Annotated in this window: 17 protein-coding genes; 8 read left to right on the plus strand and 9 right to left on the minus strand. The window is 68.9% G+C overall.

All coding sequences use genetic code 11. From position 1 onward, the window contains the following. The first annotated feature begins 171 nt into the window (after positions 1–171). Positions 172–1,752 carry a FecR family protein gene (locus DX914_RS08175; protein WP_231118180.1) on the plus strand — a complete coding sequence of 527 codons (1,581 nt, stop codon included), beginning with the start codon at positions 172–174 and terminating at the stop codon, positions 1,750–1,752. Further along, positions 1,749–3,410: a CHASE2 domain-containing protein gene (locus tag DX914_RS08180; RefSeq protein ID WP_115858496.1), complete on the plus strand. Its 1,662-nt coding sequence runs from the start codon at positions 1,749–1,751 to the stop codon at positions 3,408–3,410. The genes DX914_RS08175 and DX914_RS08180 overlap by 4 nt, the downstream gene beginning before the upstream one ends. Before the next feature lie 24 nt (positions 3,411–3,434). On the opposite strand, the gene DX914_RS08185 is transcribed toward DX914_RS08180, so the two are convergent. Both DX914_RS08185 and DX914_RS08190 read right to left on the minus strand, forming a co-directional pair. Further along, complete coding sequence (locus DX914_RS08185; RefSeq protein ID WP_115858497.1) at positions 3,435–3,785, minus strand: hypothetical protein; 351 nt, start codon at positions 3,783–3,785, stop codon at positions 3,435–3,437. Between the two features lie 17 nt (positions 3,786–3,802). Next, positions 3,803–4,258 carry a BLUF domain-containing protein gene (locus DX914_RS08190; protein ID WP_115858498.1) on the minus strand — a complete coding sequence of 152 codons (456 nt, stop codon included), beginning with the start codon at positions 4,256–4,258 and terminating at the stop codon, positions 3,803–3,805. A gap of 425 nt (positions 4,259–4,683) precedes the next feature. Here DX914_RS08190 and DX914_RS08195 point away from each other — a divergent pair, with 425 nt between their 5' ends. After that, on the plus strand, positions 4,684–5,895 hold the full coding sequence (locus DX914_RS08195; protein WP_115858499.1) for a S1 family peptidase: 1,212 nt from the start codon (positions 4,684–4,686) through the stop codon (positions 5,893–5,895). Between the two features lie 602 nt (positions 5,896–6,497). On the opposite strand, the gene DX914_RS08200 is transcribed toward DX914_RS08195, so the two are convergent. Continuing rightward, on the minus strand, positions 6,498–7,823 hold the full coding sequence (locus DX914_RS08200) for a DEAD/DEAH box helicase (RefSeq protein ID WP_115858500.1): 1,326 nt from the start codon (positions 7,821–7,823) through the stop codon (positions 6,498–6,500). A gap of 408 nt (positions 7,824–8,231) precedes the next feature. On the opposite strand from DX914_RS08200, the gene DX914_RS08205 reads away from it, so the two are divergent. Next, positions 8,232–8,588, plus strand: coding sequence for a DoxX family protein (locus tag DX914_RS08205; protein ID WP_115858501.1), 357 nt, complete (start codon positions 8,232–8,234; stop codon positions 8,586–8,588). 13 nt (positions 8,589–8,601) lie between these two features. Continuing rightward, positions 8,602–9,807: a low temperature requirement protein A gene (locus DX914_RS08210; RefSeq protein WP_115858502.1), complete on the plus strand. Its 1,206-nt coding sequence runs from the start codon at positions 8,602–8,604 to the stop codon at positions 9,805–9,807. A 15-nt stretch (positions 9,808–9,822) separates the two neighbouring features. Here the strand turns inward: DX914_RS08210 and DX914_RS08215 are convergent, their stop codons facing one another. The 3 genes from DX914_RS08215 to DX914_RS08225 form a co-directional block, all read right to left on the minus strand. Further along, the gene (locus tag DX914_RS08215) at positions 9,823–11,211 is read right to left on the minus strand and encodes an MBL fold metallo-hydrolase (RefSeq protein ID WP_115858503.1); all 1,389 of its coding nucleotides are present in this window, start codon (positions 11,209–11,211) and stop codon (positions 9,823–9,825) included. 123 nt (positions 11,212–11,334) lie between these two features. Then, on the minus strand, positions 11,335–12,324 hold the full coding sequence (locus DX914_RS08220; protein WP_115858504.1) for a hypothetical protein: 990 nt from the start codon (positions 12,322–12,324) through the stop codon (positions 11,335–11,337). A gap of 285 nt (positions 12,325–12,609) precedes the next feature. Then, a complete protein-coding gene (locus tag DX914_RS08225; RefSeq protein WP_147300630.1) occupies positions 12,610–13,626 on the minus strand; it encodes a hypothetical protein in 1,017 nt (338 codons plus the stop codon). 324 nt (positions 13,627–13,950) lie between these two features. Between DX914_RS08225 and DX914_RS08230 the strand changes: the two genes are divergently transcribed. Beyond that, positions 13,951–16,044: a M13 family metallopeptidase gene (locus DX914_RS08230; protein WP_196778888.1), complete on the plus strand. Its 2,094-nt coding sequence runs from the start codon at positions 13,951–13,953 to the stop codon at positions 16,042–16,044. 310 nt (positions 16,045–16,354) lie between these two features. Further along, positions 16,355–18,379: a M13 family metallopeptidase gene (locus tag DX914_RS08235; protein ID WP_115858506.1), complete on the plus strand. Its 2,025-nt coding sequence runs from the start codon at positions 16,355–16,357 to the stop codon at positions 18,377–18,379. A 66-nt stretch (positions 18,380–18,445) separates the two neighbouring features. On the opposite strand, the gene DX914_RS20000 is transcribed toward DX914_RS08235, so the two are convergent. From DX914_RS20000 to DX914_RS08245, 3 genes are all read right to left on the minus strand, one after another. Continuing rightward, on the minus strand, positions 18,446–19,360 hold the full coding sequence (locus tag DX914_RS20000) for a hypothetical protein (RefSeq protein WP_147300631.1): 915 nt from the start codon (positions 19,358–19,360) through the stop codon (positions 18,446–18,448). Positions 19,361–19,383: 23 nt separating this feature from the next. Continuing rightward, positions 19,384–20,040, minus strand: a complete 657-nt coding sequence (locus tag DX914_RS08240) for a rhomboid family intramembrane serine protease (RefSeq protein ID WP_115858507.1) — start codon at positions 20,038–20,040, stop codon at positions 19,384–19,386. 71 nt (positions 20,041–20,111) lie between these two features. Next, positions 20,112–20,459 (minus strand): MGMT family protein, encoded by a 348-nt coding sequence (locus DX914_RS08245; protein ID WP_115858508.1) that lies wholly within the window; start codon positions 20,457–20,459, stop codon positions 20,112–20,114. Positions 20,460–20,507: 48 nt separating this feature from the next. Between DX914_RS08245 and DX914_RS08250 the strand changes: the two genes are divergently transcribed. Further along, positions 20,508–20,915, plus strand: coding sequence for a hypothetical protein (locus tag DX914_RS08250; protein WP_115858509.1), 408 nt, complete (start codon positions 20,508–20,510; stop codon positions 20,913–20,915). Positions 20,916–21,018: the final 103 nt, after the last annotated feature.

Below are 21,018 nucleotides of genomic sequence, written 5' to 3' on the forward strand. Positions count from 1 at the left end.
GGCCTCATAATTACTGCTTAACGCGTCACAAATCGTGTCGCACTACGCCTACCTCAGCCCGCCATCGCCAGCCACGGAAGACGGATGTTCGACTTAGCAGTGCCGCCCCATCACGCCCGTCGCTGGCGTGCAGCGGGCCGTTTCTTCGCCGCCTTCCTGCTCCTAGTCGCAGTGTCCGTTCCCGCCTATGCGCAGGAATGGAGCTACCGCGTGCGCCCGGGCGACAACCTCTGGGATCTGAGCGCGCGCCATCTGCGCCCGGACGTGGACTGGCGCCGCCTGCAGCGGCTCAATCGCGTCGACGATCCCTATCGCCTGCCGCCGGGCAGCCTGCTGCGCTTTCCGGTGTCGTGGCTGCGCATCGAGCCTGCCAAGGCGACCCTGGTCGCACTGCGCGGCCAGGTGCGCGCGCAGGTGTCGGCACGCGGCGACGTGGCCGCGGCCAGCGAAGGCCTGCGCCTGGGCATCGGAGGCTGGATCGAAACCGGCGCCGGCGCCAGCGCCACCCTGGAATTCGCCGACGGTTCGCGCCTGCTGCTGATGGCCAACAGCCGCATCGTCTTCGACCGGCTCAGCACCTACGGCCGCACCGGCATGGTCGACACGCGCATGCGCCTGCAGCGCGGCCGCGCGACCAACCGGGTGATCCCGGCGCGCGGTCCCGCATCGCGCTACATCATCGAAACCCCGTCGGCGACCTCCAGCGTGCGCGGCACCCACTTCCGCGTGAGCGCCGGCGAAAACGAAGAGCCCGCCGCCACCGAGGTGCTGGAAGGCAAGGTGCAGGTGGACGGCAGCCAGGGCGCCGGCGTGCTGCTGCGTCCCGGCTACGGCAGCATCGCCCGCGCCGGCGCCGCGACCTCGGCGCCCGTGCCGCTGCTGCCCGCGCCGACCCTGGATGCGGCACGCAGCCGCCTGGACGCGCTGCCGCTGACCCTGGCCTGGGCGCGCACCGACGGCGCGGTCGCCTACCGCGTGGAGGTGGTGCGCGACGATGCGCCCGAAGTGCAGCTGTTCGAAGCACGCACCCAGGACACCCAACTGCGCATTCCCGCCCTGCCCGCCGGCCGCCACCGCGTACTGCTGCACGCCATCGCCGGCAACGGCCTGGGCGGCAGCGACGCGCAGCACGTGTTCGAACTGGCCGCGCTGCCGCCGCCGCTGACCATCCGCCCGCTGGACGGCGAAACCCTGTACGCGCCGCGTCCGCGTTTCGAATGGACGCTGAGCCCGGGCGCCGCCGACACACTGTTGCAGTTGGCCGACGATCCCGGGTTCGAACGCCTGCGCGCGGAGACCGCAGTGTCAGGCACGCGCTACCGCGCCGCGCAGGACCTGCCGCCGGGTCGCTACTACTGGCGCGTGGCCGCGCGCGACGCCGCCGGCCGCGGCGGCGCCTACGGCGATGCCCTGCCCTTCGACGTCAGCGACGCCCCGCCCGATCCGGGCCTGCAACCGCCGCAGGCCGAACAGGGCCAGCTCACCCTGCGCTGGAAGGACGCCGCGCCGGGCCAGCGCTTCCAGGTGCAGATCGCGCGCAAGCGCGACTTCGCCCAGCCGCTGCTGGACCGCGAAGTCGACACGCCGCAGGTGAGCCTGGACCGCCCCGGCGGTGGCCGCTGGTACGTGCGGGTGCGCCCGATCGAGGACGATGGCTACGCCGGGCCCTACGGTCCGGTGCAGGAAATCCGCCTGCCCTGCCGCGTCTGCTATGCCGGTGCCGGCGCGCTCGTGCTATTGCTGGTGTTGTGAACGCCTTTGCGCCGTCGTGGCCGTTGCGGATCGCCATCGCCTTGGCGGCCGCCGGCCTGGCCGCGCTGATCAGCGTGTACGGCGCGTTCTGGTTCCTGGACGACGCCTTCTACGACCAGCATCTGGCCGCCTGGACCTACCCGCCCGACGACGACGTGGTCATCGTCGCCATCGACGACCAGAGCCTGAGCGAGCTGGGCCAGTGGCCGTGGCCGCGCGATCTGCATGCCGAACTGCTGGAACGCCTGGCCCATGCCGGCGTGCACGGCGTGGCCATGGACCTGCTGTTCACCGAACCCGATCGCAACGGCGTCGCGCACGACGACCGCCTGGCCGAGGCCATGCGCTACAACGGCCGCGTCGCCCTGCCGGTGCTGGCCGCCGCGCCCAGCCAGAACGGCCTGCCGGTGGAAGTGCTGCCCACGCCGATCCTGGCCGACGCCGCCGCCACGCTGGGCCATACCGACATCGAACTGGATGCCGAGGGCGCCGCTCGCGGCCTGTACCTGCGCGCCGGCCTGGGCGAAGCGCGCTGGCCGGCGCTGGCGCTGGCCACGATCTCGTTGGACCCGGCCTACGCACGCCGGCCGCTGCCCGGCCTGCGCAGCCCCGACGCCGCGCAGGGCTCGCCCTATCTGTGGACGCGCGATCATTACGTGCGCATCCGCTACGCCGGCCCGCCCGGCAGCTTCGCCCAGGTGTCCTACGCCGACGTCGTCGCCGGCCGCGTGCCGGCCGAGCTGCTGCACGGGCGCTGGGTGGTGGTGGGCGTGACCGCCGCCGGCCTGGCGCCGCCGTTCCTCACGCCCATGTCGGGCGAGCTGCGCATGCCCGGCGCCGAGTACCAGGCCAATGTCATGGAGATGCTGCTGCACGGCCGCGCGATCGTGCCGCTGGCGCCGCTGTGGCAGGGCGTGCTCACCGGCAGCATCGTGTTCCTGGTGGCGCTGTGCCTGCTCGCACCGGTATTCCCGCGCGCGCTGCTGCTGGCCAGCGCCGCGGCGCTGGCCACGCTGGCGGCGAGCATCTTCCTGCTGCGCCTGGGCAACCTGTGGTTCGCGCCGGCCACCGCCGTGGTCGCTATCGTGCTGTGCTACCTGGCCTGGATGGTCGGCCACCTGCGCCACTGGCGCCGCCAGGCGCACCTGGACACCCTGACCCGCCTGGCCAACCGCCGCCGCTTCGACCATGTACTGGAACGCGAGCTGGGCAGCGCCCGCCGCACCCACATGCCGCTGACCTTGGCGCTGATCGACGTCGACCACTTCAAGGCCTACAACGACGCCGAAGGCCACCGCGCCGGCGACCGCGTGCTGCGTCAGGTCGCGCGCCTGATCGCAGCGCACGCGCGCCGCCCGCGCGACCTGGCCGCGCGCTTCGGCGGCGACGAATTCGCCATCGTCCTGCCCGACACCTCCGCCGAAGGCGCGGCCCAGGTCGCCGAGGCCGTGCTGGCCGACATGCGCGCGCTCAACCTGCGCCATGGCGACGGCCTGGGCGGCGCCAAGGTCAGCCTCAGCATCGGCATCCACACCTGCGTGCCCGGCCCGCGCACGCGCGAGCGCACCTTGTTCGACGCCGCCGATGCGGCGCTGTACCGGGCCAAGGAGAACGGGCGCAACGGCTATGTGGCTACGCAGGCGTTCGACGTGGAGTGAGGCGGCCCGCTGCCGCATCGGCGACTAGCTCTGGCGCTTCCAACGCTGCACTTGGGCGACGAACGCTCGCGGGTGGCGTGGCGTGATCGCCACTTGGTATAAAACGGCCGTCTTCCTGCGTATCACCACGATGCCGGATCGTCTCAGGCGATTTCCGGCATGCACCGTGAACAACCCAAGATCATTCCAGTCGCCGACCTCGATCGATTCGATGTCCCTGCCATCGATCCAATACACCGGGATCTTGCCGAAAAGCACTACCTCCACCCGGCCATTGGCGAATCGATAGTCGTAGATCAACGGCAGCGCGAAGACAACCGCGACCAAAACCACAGCCGCGCCGGCGATCGCGACGATCGCGTCCCAGTCAACCATGGCACCCCGCACCTAAGTTAGCGCGGCAATACCGCATCGCCCGGACTCTCGGCCAGCCACTTGCTCCAGTAGTACAAAACCAAGCGCACGCCCTCGCCGACATCGGTGCTGTCGCGGGTGATCGGCATGGACTCGGTCCAGGCGGCGTTGGACAAGGCCTGCAGTGTGCTCTCCGGCGCTTGGCAGAAACCCATGTGCCAGCGGTCGAACTGCCGCTTCGCCACTGGCTCATGCAGAAGCTCGACCACGTCGCGGTGAGCGCGCGCATGGCGGATGCGTTCGTAGACCTGATGCAGGCCTGCAGGTTCGCCTTCGATGTATTGGAAGAAACGGCCGTCGTGATGGAACAGCACGCCGGACACGCCGACCGCGGCGTTGAACACGCGTGCGTCGACCAGCAGGGCATCCAGTTCCAGCGAGGACAACGGGCGCGAGGCGCGGCTGTGATAGGCGACGGCGAGTAGTTCGGTCATGTGGAGCAACGTAGCACGGCGATGGGTGCGGGAGATGGCGCGGGCTGGCGGCTGGATGACTTCGCTTGCGAAGTTGATCGTGGCGGATAACGCACCGACCAGTTATCCGAGCATGCGTCGTAGTTGCCGATTCGCGGTCGCAGCTCGCGCAGCTCCTACATGAGGCAGGCGTGGCCTTCGTCGTCACTGTGTAGCGATATTTGGCGTGTAAATGCGTATTGCTCGCATTCGTCGTCATTTCTGCTGCGCAGCAGCACGGACTAGTACGCAAATCCGCAACGCAATCGGATTCGGGAGGTAGGGGGGCGCGGACTTGGCCGCGTTCTGAACAGTAGCGGCGGTGAGAAACGCTCGACCCCCGCGAGCGATTCAGCAATCGCCGCCGTAGTTCGCATCCAACACTCTCGTCCAAGGAGCTTCAGGATATGCGTAAGTTCAGCGTCTCGGCCGTCGCCGCACTCGTGGCCATGGCAGCTTCCGGTTCGGCCTTCGCGGCCGACGATCTCGCCCCCGCTTTGAAGGCCGCGATGCAGCGCGACCTCGACCTGTCCGGCCCGCAGCTGGCGCAGTACCTCAAGGCCGAACGCCAGGCCGCGCAGCAGGAAAAGGCCCTGCAGCGCGAACTGGGCCGCAACTACGCCGGCGCCTGGCTGGAGCGCAAGGCCGACGGCACGTTCGACTTCGTCGTCGCCAGCACCTCGGCCAAGGCGCCCAAGGCCGCCGGCGTGCAGACGCGCCTGGCGCGCCATAGCCTGGCCTCGCTGGATTCGGCCAAGGGCCTGCTGGACCGCCAGCTCGGCAGCGACGCGCGGGCGACCCGCGGCGTGTACAGCTGGTCGGTGGACCTGCCCAGCAACAGCGTGATCGTGGGCGTGGCGCCGGGCGCCGAAGACGCGGCGATCGACTTCATCGCGCGCAGCGGCGCCGATGTGGGCACCGTGCGCTTCGAAACCATGAACGAGGCGCCGCAGCGCCGCATCGCAATCCAGGGCGGCCGCGGTTACCTGCGCGACCCGGGCGACGGTTATGTCTACGCCTGCTCGGTCGGCTTCTCGGTCACCCAGAACACCACCCCGGGCTTCGCCACCGCCGGCCACTGCGGCACCACCGGCGAAAATGTCTATCACGAGGTTTCGCAGTGGACGCCGGGCGTGAAGCTGGGCTCGTTCGCCGCCTCGACCATGCCCGACGGCAACCAGACCGGTCCGGACCGCGGCTGGGTCAAGGTCGACAGCACCCACACCCTGTCGGCCAGCGTCTACGGCTACGGCAGCGGCGACGTGACCGTGCGCGGCAGCACCGAGGGCGCGGTGGGCGCGGCGCTGTGCCGCTCCGGCCGCACCAGCGGCTGGCGCTGCGGCACCATCCGCGCCAAGAACGTCACCGTGTCCTACGTGGACGACAACAACCAGCCCGACGGCACCGTCACCGGCCTGACCCAGACCAGCGCCTGCGCCGAAGGCGGCGACTCCGGCGGTTCCTTCATCACCAGCGTCGGCCAGGCCCAGGGCGTGCTGTCCGGCGGCAGCGGCAGCTGCAAGGGCCGCCAGGGCAAGAACGGCGGCGGCAACAGCTACTACACGCCGATCAACTCGATCCTGAGCGCGTATTCGCTGACGCTGCGTACTAGCCCGTGATGCGGGATCGGTGAGTGGGAGGCGGACTTGCGCCGCCGCTTTGTAGCTTCGCGTGCCCTCACCCCAACCCCTCTCCCGTGAACGGGAGAGGGGCTAAAGCAGCAAGCGGCGTCGAATGCATCCCCTCTCCCGCTTGCGGGAGAGGGCTAGGGTGAGGGGGTGAGCGAAGCGAATGCTCTTGACCCGCGCTCGGGCCCCGAACTCGCAGCACCAATACAAGACCCGGAGGGCGGCGCACAGGAGGTGCGCCGTTTTTCGCTGGCACAGGGATGTGCCATCGAAAAATCCCCGCGCAAACTCCGCTCTCGCACGGGAGCTCTGGGGCAGCGTTTTTCTTTGGTTACTTTCTTTTGACGCTTATCAAAAGAAAGTAACCCGGCCGCTTGCGGACGGAAGCTGTTGCTGTTGCTTCCACCAGCACACCCACACACCTTCGCGAGTTCGGAGCGGATCGCGGCTCACGCCGCTCCTACAGAAGGCACATCGCGCAGAGACCGAAGCGTTCGTCGTAGGTGTGGATTCGCGGTCGCAGCTTGCGCAGCTCCTACAAACAGGCAAAGAAAAAGGCCGGCTAGGCCGGCCTTTTTCGACTGCGACTGCGCTTACGCGCCTTCGCGACGCTGACCGCCACCGGGACGGCCGCCGCCGCGGTGCTGGGCACCGGCGTGGGCGTGACGCGGTGCCGGCTTGCCGTGCGGGCGGTGCGAGGGCTTGCGCGGGCCGTTGTTGCCGCCCGGCCGCTGACCGCCGGGGCGGCGCGCGCCCGGCGCGTCGGAACCCATGCGGATCGGACGGGTGGGCTCGAAGCCCGCCACCGTGACCATCTGGATGTCGTCCTTGAGGATGCGCTGGATCTGGCGCAGCAGACCGCCCTCGTCCGGCGAGACCAGCGACAGGGCCTCGCCCGTGGCGCCGTTGCGGCCGGTGCGGCCGATGCGGTGCACGTAGTCCTCGGCCACCATCGGCAGGTCGAAGTTGATGACCAGCGGCAGGTTGGGGATGTCCAGACCGCGCGCGGCCACGTCGGTGGCGACCAGCACGCGGGCCTTGTTGGCCTTGAAGTCGCGCAGCGCTTTCTGGCGCTGGGCCTGGCTCTTGTTGCCATGGATGGCCACGGCCTTCAGGCCGGCGTCTTCCAACTGTTCGGCCAGGCGGTTGCAGCCGTGCTTGGTGCGGCCGAAAACCAGCACCTGATCGGTGCTGCGCTCGCTGAGGATGCGGATCAGCAGATCGCGCTTGCGGCCGCCGTCGACCGGGTGGGCGCGGTGGGCGATGGTGTCGGCGATGGTGTTGTTGGCCGCGACCTGCACCTGCTGCGGATCGCGCATGAACTCCAGCGCCAGCTTCTTGATCTCGGCCTCGAAGGTGGCCGAGAACAGCAGGGTCTGACGCTGCGCGGGCAGACGGTTGAGGATGCGCTTGATCGCCGGCAGGAAGCCCATGTCGAGCATGCGGTCGGCTTCGTCCAGCACCAGCACTTCGACCGCGTCGAGCTTGGCGGTGCCGCGCTCCAGGTGATCGATCAGGCGGCCCGGAGTGGCCACCAGCACGTCCACGCCGCGGCGCAGCAGGTCGACCTGCGGGCCCATGCCGGCGCCGCCGTAGATCGCGCTGATGCCCATGCGCAGGTGCTTGGCGTAACCGCGCAGGCTTTCGGTGACCTGCACCGCCAGTTCGCGCGTGGGCACCAGCACCAGCGCGCGCGGCTTGCGCGGGCCGTTGGCGGCGGTGAGCTTGGACAGGCGGTTCAGCAGCGGCAGGCCGAACGCGGCGGTCTTGCCGGTGCCGGTCTGGGCGCCGCCCAGCAGGTCGTGCCCGGCCAGGGCCAGCGGGATCGCCTCGGCCTGGATCGGGGTCGGGTTGAGGTAGTTCTGCTCGACGAGCGCGCGCAGCAACGCGGGCGCAAGCCCGAGGGTTTCGAACGTCATGATGGGTACTGCTCCAAAAGTTCTGGGCTCCGTCGACGCAAGTCGCGGAGTCACTCGGAGCGTTCCCTGAAACCGCGCTGCGAGTAATCGGATGACGGCGCCGGATGCTCCGGGCCGTGTCGGCGCTACGAAAGACGTGCGGGAGAAAGACCGGTCCGCGAGCCCTGGGGCTGGCGCGACACGGGGGGCAACCTGGGAAACGTACCCCTTGCGGGGAGGCAGCCGTGCGCTGAACAGGGCAAGTTTACGCGAAAACCGCGCGAACAGCCAGCGCTAAATTCTTGTGCCGGCTGGGAAAAGCCCGTCCGCCCCCGGCACTGGCCCAGGACCGCCCCTCCGGCCTCCGCAGGCCCCATGCAGGAACCGTCAGGGGCTGGTAGAAAGGGGCCATCCGACAGGGGAGCGTCCATGGACAACCGCAGTCTCGCCACCGTCGCGCGCACGCTGATGGCCAGCGTGTTCATCGTCCTGGGCCTGTACCGCCTGCTCAGCGCCTGGGGCGGCGTGCCGACCCCGCCGGCCACCCTGGGCTTCAGCGCCGGCGAGCTGGTGCTGGGCCTGCTGATCGCCAGCGGCTGGAAGCTGCGCTGGACCGCGCTGATCGCGGCCCTGCTGATGCTGGTGGACGCGCTGCTGTCGCACCCGTTCTGGAGCCTGGCCGGGGCCGAGCGCAGCGCGCAGTTGCTGCACTTCATGAAGAACATCGGCCTGATCGGCGGCCTGTTGCTGCTGGCCGCGCACGCCGGCCACCCGCCGCGGCGCTGAGCGGGAGCGGCCGATGACCCCGCCCGCCCGCCGCAGCCTGCTGCGCAACCGCGACGGCCACGAGCACGGCCGCGTCACGATGGTGGAGCTGTTCTTCGACCTGGTGTTCGTGTTCGCGGTCACCCAGCTCTCGCACACCCTGCTCGAGCACCTGGACCTGGCCGGCGCGCTGCAGACCACGCTGCTGTTCTTCGCGGTGTGGTGGGTGTGGGTCTACACCTCCTGGTGCACCAACTGGCTGGACCCCGAACGCGCGCCGGTGCGCTTGATGCTGTTCGCGCTGATGCTGGGCGGGCTGCTGCTGTCGAGCTCGCTGCCGCAGGCCTTCGCCGAGCGTGGCCTGCTGTTCGCCGGCGCCTACGCGGCCATGCAGGTGGGGCGCACGCTGTTCATGGTCTACGCACTGCGCGGCCACCGCAGCGAGTTGCGCCGCAACTTCGTCCGTATCGCGGTGTGGCTGATGGTATCGGCCACGCTGTGGATCGCCGGCGGGCTGAGCGAAGGTCAGGCGCGCTTCGCCTGGTGGGCGGCCGCACTGCTGATCGAATTCGCCGGCCCCTGGATGTTCTTCTGGGTGCCCGGACTGGGCCGCTCCAGCATCAGCGACTGGGACGTGGACGGCGGCCATCTGGCCGAACGCTGCGCGCTGTTCGTGATCATCGCCCTGGGCGAGTCCATCCTGGTCACCGGCGCCACCTTCGCCGGGCTGCCGCTGGACCCGGTGCACGTGAGCGCGTTCGCGATCGCCTTCGTCGGCAGCGTGGCGATGTGGTGGCTGTACTTCGACACCGGCGCCGAACGCGCGAGCCAGCGCATCGTCGCCGCCAGCGACCCCGGCCGGCAGGCGCGCATCGCCTACACCTACCAGCACCCCTTGATCGTCGCCGGTATCATCGTCTGCGCGGTCGCCGACGAGCTGGTGTTGATGCACCCCGGTCACGTCGACAACGCCGGCATGGCCGCGATCATCGGCGGTCCGGCGCTCTACCTGCTCGGCAACGCGCTGTTCAAGTGGACGACGAACGACCGCCGGACGCCTCCCCTTTCGCATCTGGCGGGCTTGGCGCTGCTCGCGGCGCTGACGGCGCTGGCGTTGAGCCTGCATCCGTCGGCGCTGGTCCTTGGCGGCGCCACCACGGCGATCCTGGTGCTGGTGGCGGCGTGGGAGTGGCTGGCGCTGCGGCGCGGGGCTTCGCAACCGCGGCCGGCAGCGCACTGAAGGCGCCGCCCGCGCTCACACGTCGAAGCGCATCCCTGGCCGCACCAGCACCGGCTTGATGCCGTAGCGCTGGCCGATCTCGCCGGCCAGCGCTTCGCGCGCCTGATCTTCGCCGTGCACCAGGGCCAGCGGCGGATGGTCGGCGCCGGCCCCGCCGTTGATGGCGCCGTACCACTCCATCAGGCCGCGCTGGTCGGTGTGCGCCGACAGCCCGCCCACGGTATGGCGCTGCGCCTGCACGCGCACGTCGCGGCCGTGGATGCGCACCCACTTGGCGCCGTCGACCAGGCGCCGGCCCAGCGTGCCCTCGCCCTGGTAGCCGACGAAGACCACGCGCGTGCTGGGGTTGTCCAGGCGGTGGCGGAAGTGGTGCAGGATGCGGCCGGCGTTGGCCATGCCCGAACCGGCGATGACGATCGCACCGCGTTCGACCGCGTTGATCGCGATCGAATCCTCGCTGGATTCGGTCAGGCGCAGATTGGGCAGGCGGAACGGATTGGGCTGCTCGCGCCAGACCCGCTGCGCGCCCTCGTCGAACAGATCGGCATGGCGGTCGTACACCGCCACCACCTTGGCCGCCATCGGGCTGTCCAGGAAGATGCGCCAGCGCGACATCTGCCACTCGTCCCAATGCTTGGCGAACCAGTACAGCAGTTCCTGGCTGCGCCCTACCGCGAACGCCGGGATCAGCACGTTGCCGCCGTCTTGCCAGGTCTCGTCGAGGATGCGGCCGAGCTCGCGGATGGTTTCGGCGCGGTCGCGGTGCAGGCGGTTGCCGTAGGTGGACTCCATCAGCACCAGGTCGGCGCTGTCGATCGGCGCCGGATCGCGCAGGATCGGCGTGCCCTTGGGGCCCAGGTCGCCGGAGAACACCAGCTTGCGGCCGTCCGCCCACAGCTCCACCGCGGCCGAACCGAGGATGTGGCCGGCCTCGCGGAAGGCCAGATCGACGCCGGGCAGGATGTTCTCGCGGCGGTCGTAGGGCAGCGGCCGCACCTGCGCCATCGCCGCCTCCACATCGGCGGCGGTGTACAGCGGCACCGCCTCGGGCTGGCCGTGGGCGCGGCGCCGGTTGGCGCGCTCGGCCTCGCTTTCGGCGATGTGGGCCGCGTCCAGCAGCATGATCCGCATCAGGTCGGCGGTGGCGGCCTGCGCATGGATCGCGCCGCGAAAGCCGCGCCGCACCAGCAGCGGCACCCGGCCGATGTGGTCGATGTGGGCGTGGCTGATCACCAGCGCGTCGAGCGCGGCGGCGTCGAACGGAAACGGATCGGCGTTGCGCGCCTCGGCTTCCGGGCTGCCCTGGATCATGCCGCAGTCGAGCAGCACGCGGCGGCCGGCGGCGACGACCTCGTGCAGGGAACCGGTGACCTCGCCGGCGGCGCCGTGGAAATGCACTCTCATCGCGTTGCTCTCAAGGCGCGGCCGCTGTCGGCCGTAGCCGGCACCATGGCGCAAGCGCGCAGGCTCCACAAGAGCGAAGGCCCGCACGAGGCGGGCCTTCGGACGAAACTGACGGACCTGGGCTCAGCGGCCCGGCACCCGGCAGCAGCGGGCGGTCGCGGTGACCGTACCGGCCGAGGCGCTGTCGTTGACCATATTGCAATGCGAGGTCCAGCTGCCGGCCACGCGCATGCCGAAGATCGACGGACGGCACTGCGTTTCCACCGCGGTGTAGCCTGCGGTGCAGGTGCCCGCGAAGGCGTTGCCGGCCGCACCGGCGGCGAGATTGAGCGGCGTGCCGTCGACCTCGACGCACTGCAGCGCGGTCGCCTGCGGATTGATGAAGTAACCGACGATGTCGCCGACCAGGTGGGTCTGGGCGAAGGTGTACACGCTGACTTCGTTAGCCGAAGCGCCCTGGTCCAGCGCGACCGTGGCCAGGTTGCCGCGGATGTCGCCGGCGGTGTAGTTCACCGTGGCCGCCACCGGCTGGGTGCCGCCGAACGGGAACGCGGTGATATAGCCGGCGCCCGCGGGCGTGACCACGGTGAAGTTGATCACCGCCGCGGCGAACGAGCCGGCGGCGCCGACACCGTTGCAGTTGCTGGCGGCGCCGCCCTGGAAGCTGTAGTCGGACACCGCGGTCACGTCGAAGCTGCGCACGGTGTTGGCGGCGATCGCACCGCCGGCCAGACGCGTGTCGAACAGGCGGCAGGGCGAAACCGGCACGAATACCAGATCGGTAGCCGCATCGCCCAGCGCCGTGGGCGCCACGTCCGCACCGGCCTTGCTGGCCGCCACGTTCGGCCCCAGCAGGGCATTGTTCATGGCGTCGAAGCTGCGCGCGTCCGCCGCCATCTGCAGCGAATCCATCGGCGCCTTGGCGAAGATCGGCCCCATCTGCTTGGACCAGCTGCCCATATCCGAGCGATAGGCCTCCTGAACGTGCGGGCCCCACTTCTTCACGATCTGATAGACCAACTCGCCGCGCGCGCCGCGGCCGGCCGCATCGGCCGTGCTCGACAGCACGGGCGCAAGCGCGAGCAGTCCGGCGGCCAGGATCAACTTGTTCATGGTGTTCCCCTCTGGTTCGATTCGCGGGTCGGGCCCCCCGTGGACCCGATCGCCGACATTCCAGAAGGACGAGAACCCGAACCCAAACAGGACACGCGTCACATTTTTCTTCCGCCGATGATGGTTCGACGTGGCATGCGATGGGTGATTTTCCCTAGCGTTCCCGCGCTGCAAACGGTTGCATGCGCCTGCCTCCGCGGCGACGCGCTAACCGCGCCGCAAAACGGATCAGGCCCGCGCAAGGCGGGCCTGATCGAGGTGCACGTAAAAACCGCGCGCGACCGGTCAGCGGCCGGGCACTCGGCAACACTCGGCGTACACCGTCACCAGCATGGCCGTCGGGCCTTCGTTGGCGAATAGACATTGGTGCAGCAAACCGTTCGGATAAGACGCGACCACGCGCCCGGCTGCGGCCGCCGCCTGGCAATAGCCGCCGGTCTTGGTGTAACCGGCCGGACACGCCGGCGAGGTGCCGGTAAAGGTGGAGCTGCCGTTCATGGTGCTGATCGTTTGCACCGTCTGACATTGCAACGCGGTAGGCGTGGGCGCGATGTAGTAACCGACCAGGTCGGCGACCAGATGGGTGTCGGCGTAGGAATACACGCTCATCTCGTTGACCGCCGCGCCCATTTCCAGCGCGACCACCGCCAGATTGCCGCTGATGTCGCCGCCGCTGTAATTGACCGTAGCCGCCACAGGCCGCGGCGTCTGCAGCGGATAGGCGGTGATGTAGCCCGCTGTCGACGGCGTCACCACGGTGAAGTTGATCACCGCGGCATAGAACGAACCGGCCGCGCCGGCGCCGTTGCAGTTGCCGCTGGCGCCGCCCTGGAAGCTGTAGTCGGCCACCGAGGTCACGTCGAAATCGCGCACGCTGTTGGCGGCGATGGCCCCGCCGGAAAGGCGTGTATCGAGGATGCGGCAAGGCGGAATCGGCACGAAGGTCAGGTCGGTGGTGGGGCTGCCTATGGCCGTGGGTGTCACCGGTGCCCGTGCCGCGGAAGCCGCGCCCGCCTTGCCCAACAAGGCATCGTTCATCGCCTCGAAGCCGCGCGCATCGGCGGCGCGCTGCAGGGCGTCCATCGGCGACTGGGCGAATACCGGCCCCATCTGCCGCGCCCACTCGTTAATGTCGGCGCGATAGGCCTCCTGCACGTGCGGCCCCCACTTCTTCACGATCTGGTGGACCAACTGGCCGCGCGGTGAATAGCGGGCAGCTCCGTCCTGGGCGCTGGCGGGCGCCGGCGACGAAAGGGCGGCAGCGGCCAGTACGGCCGCCGCGAGTAGCGACTGGTGGTTCATGAGAGTTCCGTCCTCGGGTGCCCCGGCACGGACGCCGGATCCGCCGTGGACCGGTCGGCGCGCCGGGGGTGCGCGTCCGCGGCAGAGTATGCCGGCGCCCTGGCAATAGTTGTGCCAAGGTTGTGCCGAGTCTGGCTTTCCGCGCATCGGCAACGCCGCGGGCCGGCTGCGTCCCTACCGCCATCGCGCCATGACCTTCGACACCCCCGGCCGGCGGCGAAGGGGTCTATTGTCCTGCCACGCCCCGACCGGGGCGGCAACCTGCCCTACTCCTCATACGCCGCAAGGCCGGAGCCCGCTGTGACCCTCAAGAAACCGCAAGTCCTGCTGCTGACGCTCGCCATCACCACGGCCATGGTCGCCTGCACCAAGAAAGACGAAACCGCCGCGCCTGCCGCCGACGCCGCCCAGGCCAGCGCCGATGCCGGCGCGGTGAAGATCGACGACAGCAAGCTGCCGCAGGTCAACCGTTTCCAGGTCGGCGATCTCGACACCACCAAGGACGCGTGCACCGACTTCGGCGGCTACGTCAACGGCAAGTGGCTGGCGGCCAACGCCATCCCCGGCGACCGCACCTCGTGGGGCGCGTTCGAGATGCTCGACGAGCGCTCCACCGCGATCCAGAAGCAGCTGGCCGAGAAGGCCGCCGAACTGCCCAACGCCACCGGCGTGGACAAGATCGTCGGCGACCTCTACGCCACCGGCATGGACGCGGCCAAGATCAACCAGCAGGGCATCGACCCGATCAAGCCGGAACTGGACGCGATCGCCAAGCTCGCCGACAAGGCGCAGATCGCCGACTACCTGCGCAGCAGCGCGGCCAAGGGCCAGAACGTGCTGTTCGGCTTCGGCGCCGAAGCCGACTTCAAGGACTCCAAGAACAACATCGCCTACGCCTCGCAGGGCGGCCTGGGCCTGCCCGACCCGGCCTACTACCTGCCGTCGGCCGACAAGGACCAGAAGGACAAGCTGGGCAAGTACGAAGCGCACGTGGCCAAGGTGCTGGAGCTCAGCGGCGTAGCCGCCGCCGACGCCGCCAAGCAGGCCAAGGACGTGATCGCGTTCGAGACCCGCCTGGCCAAGGCGTCCAAGACCAGCAAGGAACTCTCGCGCGACGTCGAGCTGTACTACAACCCGGTCAGCATGGCCGACGCCGACAAGCTGACGCCGAACTTCCCCTGGACCAAGTTCTTCGAATCGCAGGGCGTGGCCCCGCAGAAGATGTTCTCGCTGGCCATGCCCGACTTCCACAAGGAAGTCAGCAAGATGCTCGACGACGTGCCGGCCGCGCAGTGGCAGAGCTACCTGCGCTTCCACGCCGTCGACGGCGCCTCGCCCTACCTGTCCGACGCCTTCGTGCAGGAGAACTTCGAGTTTTACCGCAAGACCCTGCGCGGCCAGGCCGAGCTGAAGGAGCGCAGCAAGCGCGTGCTCGACACCGTCGAAGAGCAGGCCGGCGAAGCGCTGGGCCAGATGTACGTGAAGGTCGCCTTCTCGCCCGAATCCAAGGCGCGCATGGAGACCCTGGTCAAGAACCTCAGCGAAGCGCTCAAGCTGCGCATCGAGAAGCTGGACTGGATGAGCCCGGACACCAAGAAGAAGGCGATGGAGAAGTGGGCTTCGTTCACCCCCAAGATCGGCTACCCCGACAAGTGGCGCGAATGGGCCGGCCTGCAGACCAACCGCGACAGCTACCTCGGCAACGTGATGGCCGCGACCGAGTTCAACTACAAGTGGAACCTGGGCAAGATCGGCAAGCCGGTCGACCGCACCGAATGGGGCATGCCGCCGCAGATGGTCAACGCCTACTACAACCCGCTGCAGAACGAGATCGTGTTCCCGGCCGCCATCCTGCAGCCGCCGTTCTTCGACCCCAACGCCGACGACGCCACCAACTACGGCGGCATCGGCGCGGTCATCGGCCATGAGATGACCCACGGCTACGACGACCAGGGCAGCCGCTTCGGCGCGACCGGCAACTTCGAGAACTGGTGGCAGCCGACCGACGCCAAGGGCTTCAGCGGCCGCACCGACAAGCTGATCGCCCAGTTCAACGGCTACGAAGCCATGCCCGGCGCGCACGTCGACGGCAAGCTGACCCTGGGCGAGAACATCGCCGACCTGGGCGGCCTGGCCACGGCCTACGACGCGATGGTCAAGGCCACCGCCGGCCAGCCGGACCCGAAGACCGACGGTCTGACCCGCGACCAGCGCTTCTTCCTCAACTGGGGCACCGTGTGGCGCCGCAACTTCAAGCCCGAAGAGCTGAAGGTGCGCCTGTCCACCGACCCGCACGCGCCGGCCAACTTCCGCGCGATCGGCGCGCCGTCGAACCTGCCGGCCTTCGCCGCGGCGTTCTCGTGCAAGCCGGGCCAGCCGATGGTGCGCGATGCCGACAAGCAGGTCGTGATCTGGTAAGCCATCCGCGCCACGCGCGCCGGTGCGTCCCGCCTCCGTGAGCGGGACGCGCGGCCACGCGGCGCGACCCTCTGCCTCTCCTCGTCTGGCAGGCACGAAGGCCCGGGATTATCCCGGGCCTTCGTGTTTTCGGGCCGCGGCAGGCGCCCGTCCGTTCAGGCGGCGCCGTCCACTCCGGATCAAGCACTTGCGTGCCTGCCCGCACGCGACGCCGGCCGCGCATCCAAGCTCTGAACCCGTTCACAGGTTTCTTCATGGGCACGGCCCGGTCGCTTGTTAAACTGGCCCGATCACCAGGACGGAATCCGCGATGACGACCCTACGCCCGCTTACCTGCGCCCTCGCCCTCAGCCTGATCGCCGGCCTGGCCGCGCCGACCGCCGACGCGGCCAAGAAGAAGCGGGCCCCCGCCGCCAAGCCCAAAGCCGCGGCCGCCGCCACCGCCTGTACCGATTTCTACGCCAACGCCAACGCCGACTGGCTGCGCGGCAACCCGCTGCCGGCCGGCGCCGGCACGGTCTCGGCCCTGGAGCTGATGGGCGCGCGCGCGCGCCAGCAGCAGCTGGACCTGCTCAACGGCGCCATGACCGCGCCGCAGGGCAACGTGCAGAAGCTGCTCGGCGACTTCTGGGCCAGCGGCCTGGACGAGGCCGCGGTGGAGCGCGACGGCGCCCAGCCCATCGCCCCGCTGCTGTCGCGCATCGCCGCGATCAAGAAGGCCAAGGACGTGCCGGCCTCGATCGCCGCCCTGCATCAGGTCGGCATCCCGGTCGTGTTCAACTTCGCCGCGGACGTGGACCTGCGGGACCTGGAACGCCACATCGGCTACTTCGGCCAGGGCGGCCTGGGCCTGCCGGACCCGGCCTACTACACCCGCACCGACAGCGACACCCGCCAGATCCTCGGTCACTACAACAACTACGTGCAGAAGATCCTGGCCCTGACCGGCACCCCGCAGGACAAGCTGGCGGCCGAGTCGCAGCTGGTGATCGACCTGGAAACCCGCATCGCCCGCGCCTCGCGCTCGCTGACCGACCTGCGCGACCTGCGCGCGCACTACAACCCCACCCAGGTCGCCGCGCTGGCCAAGCAGTACAAGCGCCTGCAGTTGGCGGACTTCCTCAAGGCCCAGGGCGTGAACGACGACAGCGTGTCGATCGGCAACGCCCAACTGTTCGCCGAACTGGACAATCTGGTCGGCACGCTCAAGCCCGAGCAGTGGAAGGTCTACCTGCGCTGGCGCGTGGGCGACTCGATGGCGCCCTACCTGGCCAAGCCCTTCCGCGACGCCCAATACGACTTCCACGGCCGCATGCTGCGCGGCATGACCGCGCCGCTGCCGCGCCAACAGGCGGTGTTGGACGCGATCAACCTGGCCGCCGGCCCGATGATCGGCCGCGAGTACGCCAACAAGTTCCTGCCCGCGGCCACCGACAAGCGCGCCGAGGAAATCGCCTCGCAGGTGCGCGCGAGCCTGGGCAAGGCGATCGACGCCGAAACCCGCTTCAGCGACGCGGCCAAGGCCGAAGCGCGCGCCAAGCTGGCGCGGCTGAAGATCGAAGTGGGCACGCCCAACCGCGACCTGGACTACAGCGTGCAGCCCATGGGCCGCGGCAGCTTCGGCAGCAACATGCTGATCGCCTCGACCTGGCGCCACCGCGAGGAAATGAAGCGCATCGGTCGCGGCAACGCCGACCGCCGCTGGGACGTGCTGCCGCAGGACCCGGCCCTGGCCTACGACATCGCCCAGAACCGCCTGATCGTGACCGCGGCGGCGCTGCAGGCGCCGGTGCTGGACATGAGCAAGGACGCGGCCTGGCAGTACGGCTCCTTCGGCGCCCTGGTCGGCCACGAACTCAGCCACGGCTTCGACAGCCGCGGCCGCCTGGTCAACGCCAAGCAGGAAGTCGGCGACTGGTGGACGCCCACCGAAACCGCCGCCTGGGACGCGTTGGGCAAGCGCGTGGCCGCGCAGTACGGCAGCTACGACTACCCCGGCCTCAAGGGCGTGAAGGTCAACGGCCAGCAGACCCGCGACGAGAACATCGCCGACATCGCCGGCGTGGAACTGGCCTGGAACACCTTCAAGGGCGCCGACGCCGGCGCCGGCAAGGACGCGGGCCAGTCCTTCTACCGCGGCTGGGCCTCGTTGTGGGCGCAGCAGGCCAGCACCGAGGTCTACACCCAGCGCGCCGCCGTCGACGTGCACGCTCCCGGCCAGTGGCGCACCAACGGCCCGCTGATCAACCAGCCCTCCTTCGGCGAAGCCTACGCCTGCAAGGCCGGCCAGCCGATGCAGGCCAAGCCGGACCAGCGGATCACGATCTTCCCGTAAGCGGTGGCCACGCAGGCAAAAAAAATGGCGCGGAATTCCGCGCCGTTTTTTGCCGCATCGATCAGATCACTTGCCGATACGGAGCGTGGCGCCACCATCGCTACCGAACATCACGGGAATGACGCCGTACCGCAGATCCTCTCCAGTAAACGGGGCGAACACGTACCCCAGGGCACAGGCCTTCAATTTCTCGCCTAGTACCGGAGACGGTGAAAAATTCTGCAGCAAGACTCTACTGGCGCGCCCCGTAGGTTCGACCTCTACGAGATAGACGGCGTATCCACCCCTAATCCCCGCAGGCATAGATGGGCTGCAACTGCCTTTTTTAAGAATTTGTGGGGCTTTCATGGCCCCCGAGGAAGGCCTGACTTCTCGCTGTCTCAGGTCCGAACCCGGCTTCTCTCCAACCGAATCGAAGTACCCGTTCAAATCCTCTTGGATCAGACCGGTGGCAGCCCCCATCTTGCGTCGCCACAATGCCTGCGCTCGCCTCAACAGGTCGGCGTTATAGCCGCTCAGATCGAAGCTACCTACGCGATGATCGAACTTCGAGCTGCTATGGGCCCTCAAGTACAAGTACACCTGAGCCCACTTCATAGCCTCCCGTGCATCGCCTTCTGCTAGGGCCATTTCCGCGAGATCGGCATAGGCGAGCGAATAACCGGCTTCCGCATACGACAGAATTAACGGACGCGCCTTGGTGCTGTCCTTTGCCAGAAAATTGCCCGGTAAATCCGCGCCGTGACGGTACAACAAGCCCAGTTGATAAGCCTCTAGCGGACATTGCCGTGCAAGCTCTTTCAATCTTTCGAGACTGCTCGCACGTCTCGGCTGCTCGAGAGAATCGTCCAGCGCAGTCGCAAACAAAGTCGAATCCTGGGATTGGCGAGCATCGCAATCCCAAGGCTTACGAGCATCTTGCGCGTGAGTCACGCCGCAAAAGCCGAGCACAAACATCACCGCGGTGAACGACATATGCATAGGTGCTTGTCCGGCCTGGCTAGTCAGCGCACGATCCGCGGCCGCGGCGGCTTGGGCTTGCCGAACGGCGGCTGCCCGCGCCAGTAGCGGATCAGCAGCCAGCCGAACAGCATGCCGCCCAGGTGGGCGAAGTGGGCCACGCCCGGTTGCTGGCCGGTGATGCCCAGCAGCAGTTCGACCACGCCGTAGATGATGACCAGCGTGCGCGCCTTCATCGGTATCGGCGGAATCAGCAGCATCACGCGCTGGTTCGGGAACAGCATGCCGTAGGCCAGCAGCAAACCGAAGATGCCGCCGGAGGCGCCCAGCGTGGGATAGGCCTGGCCGCCCTGCGACATGTTCCAGTAACCGACCGCGAGCTGGCACAGCGCCGCGCCGACCACGCACACCAGGTAATAGGACAGGTAGCGGCGCTGCCCCCACACGTGTTCGATCTGCGCGCCGAACATCAACAGGGTCAGCATGTTGAACAGCAGGTGCGGGAAATTGCCGTGCAGGAAGCCGTAGGTCAGCACCTGCCAGGGCATGAAGCCGTAGCCGGCGTAGGGGTCGCTCTCGGCGCCGGGCGGCCACAGCATGAAGGGATAGAACGCGGACTCGCCCAGGGCGAGTTGCAACAGGAATACCAGGCCGTTGGCGATCAACAGGGCCTTGGTGACGGGCGGCAGGTTGGAGAACATCGGTACTCCCGGGGGATGCGGCTATGGTAGCCGCTGCCCGCGCGCGTCGCCCGCGCACGCGGCGGCGCCGTTCAGTCCGGCGGCCCCCAGATTTGCGAATCCAGCGTCGCGGCGGCGCGAACGCCGATCACCCGGCCGCCTTCCACGCGCAGGCCTTCGGCGCGCAGGCGCTGGCACTGCTCGCGGTAGCCCTTGGAGCCCTCGGGCAGGGCGATGCGGCCGTCGGAGCGCAACACGCGGTGCCAGGGCAGCTTAGGGTCGTCGTTCTGGCTGAGCAGGCGCGCGACCAGGCGCGCGCGGCCGGGCAGGCCGGCGCGGCGGGCGACCTCGCCATAGCCGGCGACCTCCCCCTTGGGGATGGCGCGGATGGCGGCGAAGATGCGTTTTGCGGCGACGTCCGGGTCCATGGGGTTTAGCATAGCGGGGTAGGCGCGCAGCGCGCGCAGCGATATCGCACGGAGCAGAACATGCAATTCGAACAGATCCGCAAGCACCTCACCCAGTCCGGCTTCAACCTCACCCTGCACGACGAGGGGGTGCTGTGCATCGAACTGTCGCTGGAACAGGGCACCCGCCACCAGGCGATCTTCCTGTCCGAGCTGGAACACGACGACGGCCGCCCGTTCCTGCGGGTGAGCACGGTGATCGCGCCGATCACCGGCATCGACGCGCGCCGCGCGCTGGTGTTCAACTGGCAGAGCCACGTGGGCTACCTCGCCATCGGCGACCTGGACGGCGTGCCCTACCTGCAGTTGTGCGAGAACCGCCCGCTGGACGGCCTGGCCGCGGCCGAGATCGACCGCCTGGTGCTGGAGATCGGCGGCCTGGGCGACCAGATGGAACGCATGATGTCGGCCGACGGCGACCTGCTGTAAGCGCAGGCCGGTTGCAGCTGTGGGAGCGGCGTGAGCCGCGATTTGCGCCGAAATCGCGTGGTGGGGGTAATCGCGGCTCACGCCGCTCCCACAGAAGGCCGCA

Origin of the sequence: Lysobacter silvisoli (assembly GCF_003382365.1) — a bacterium.
GTDB lineage: Bacteria > Pseudomonadota > Gammaproteobacteria > Xanthomonadales > Xanthomonadaceae > Lysobacter > Lysobacter silvisoli.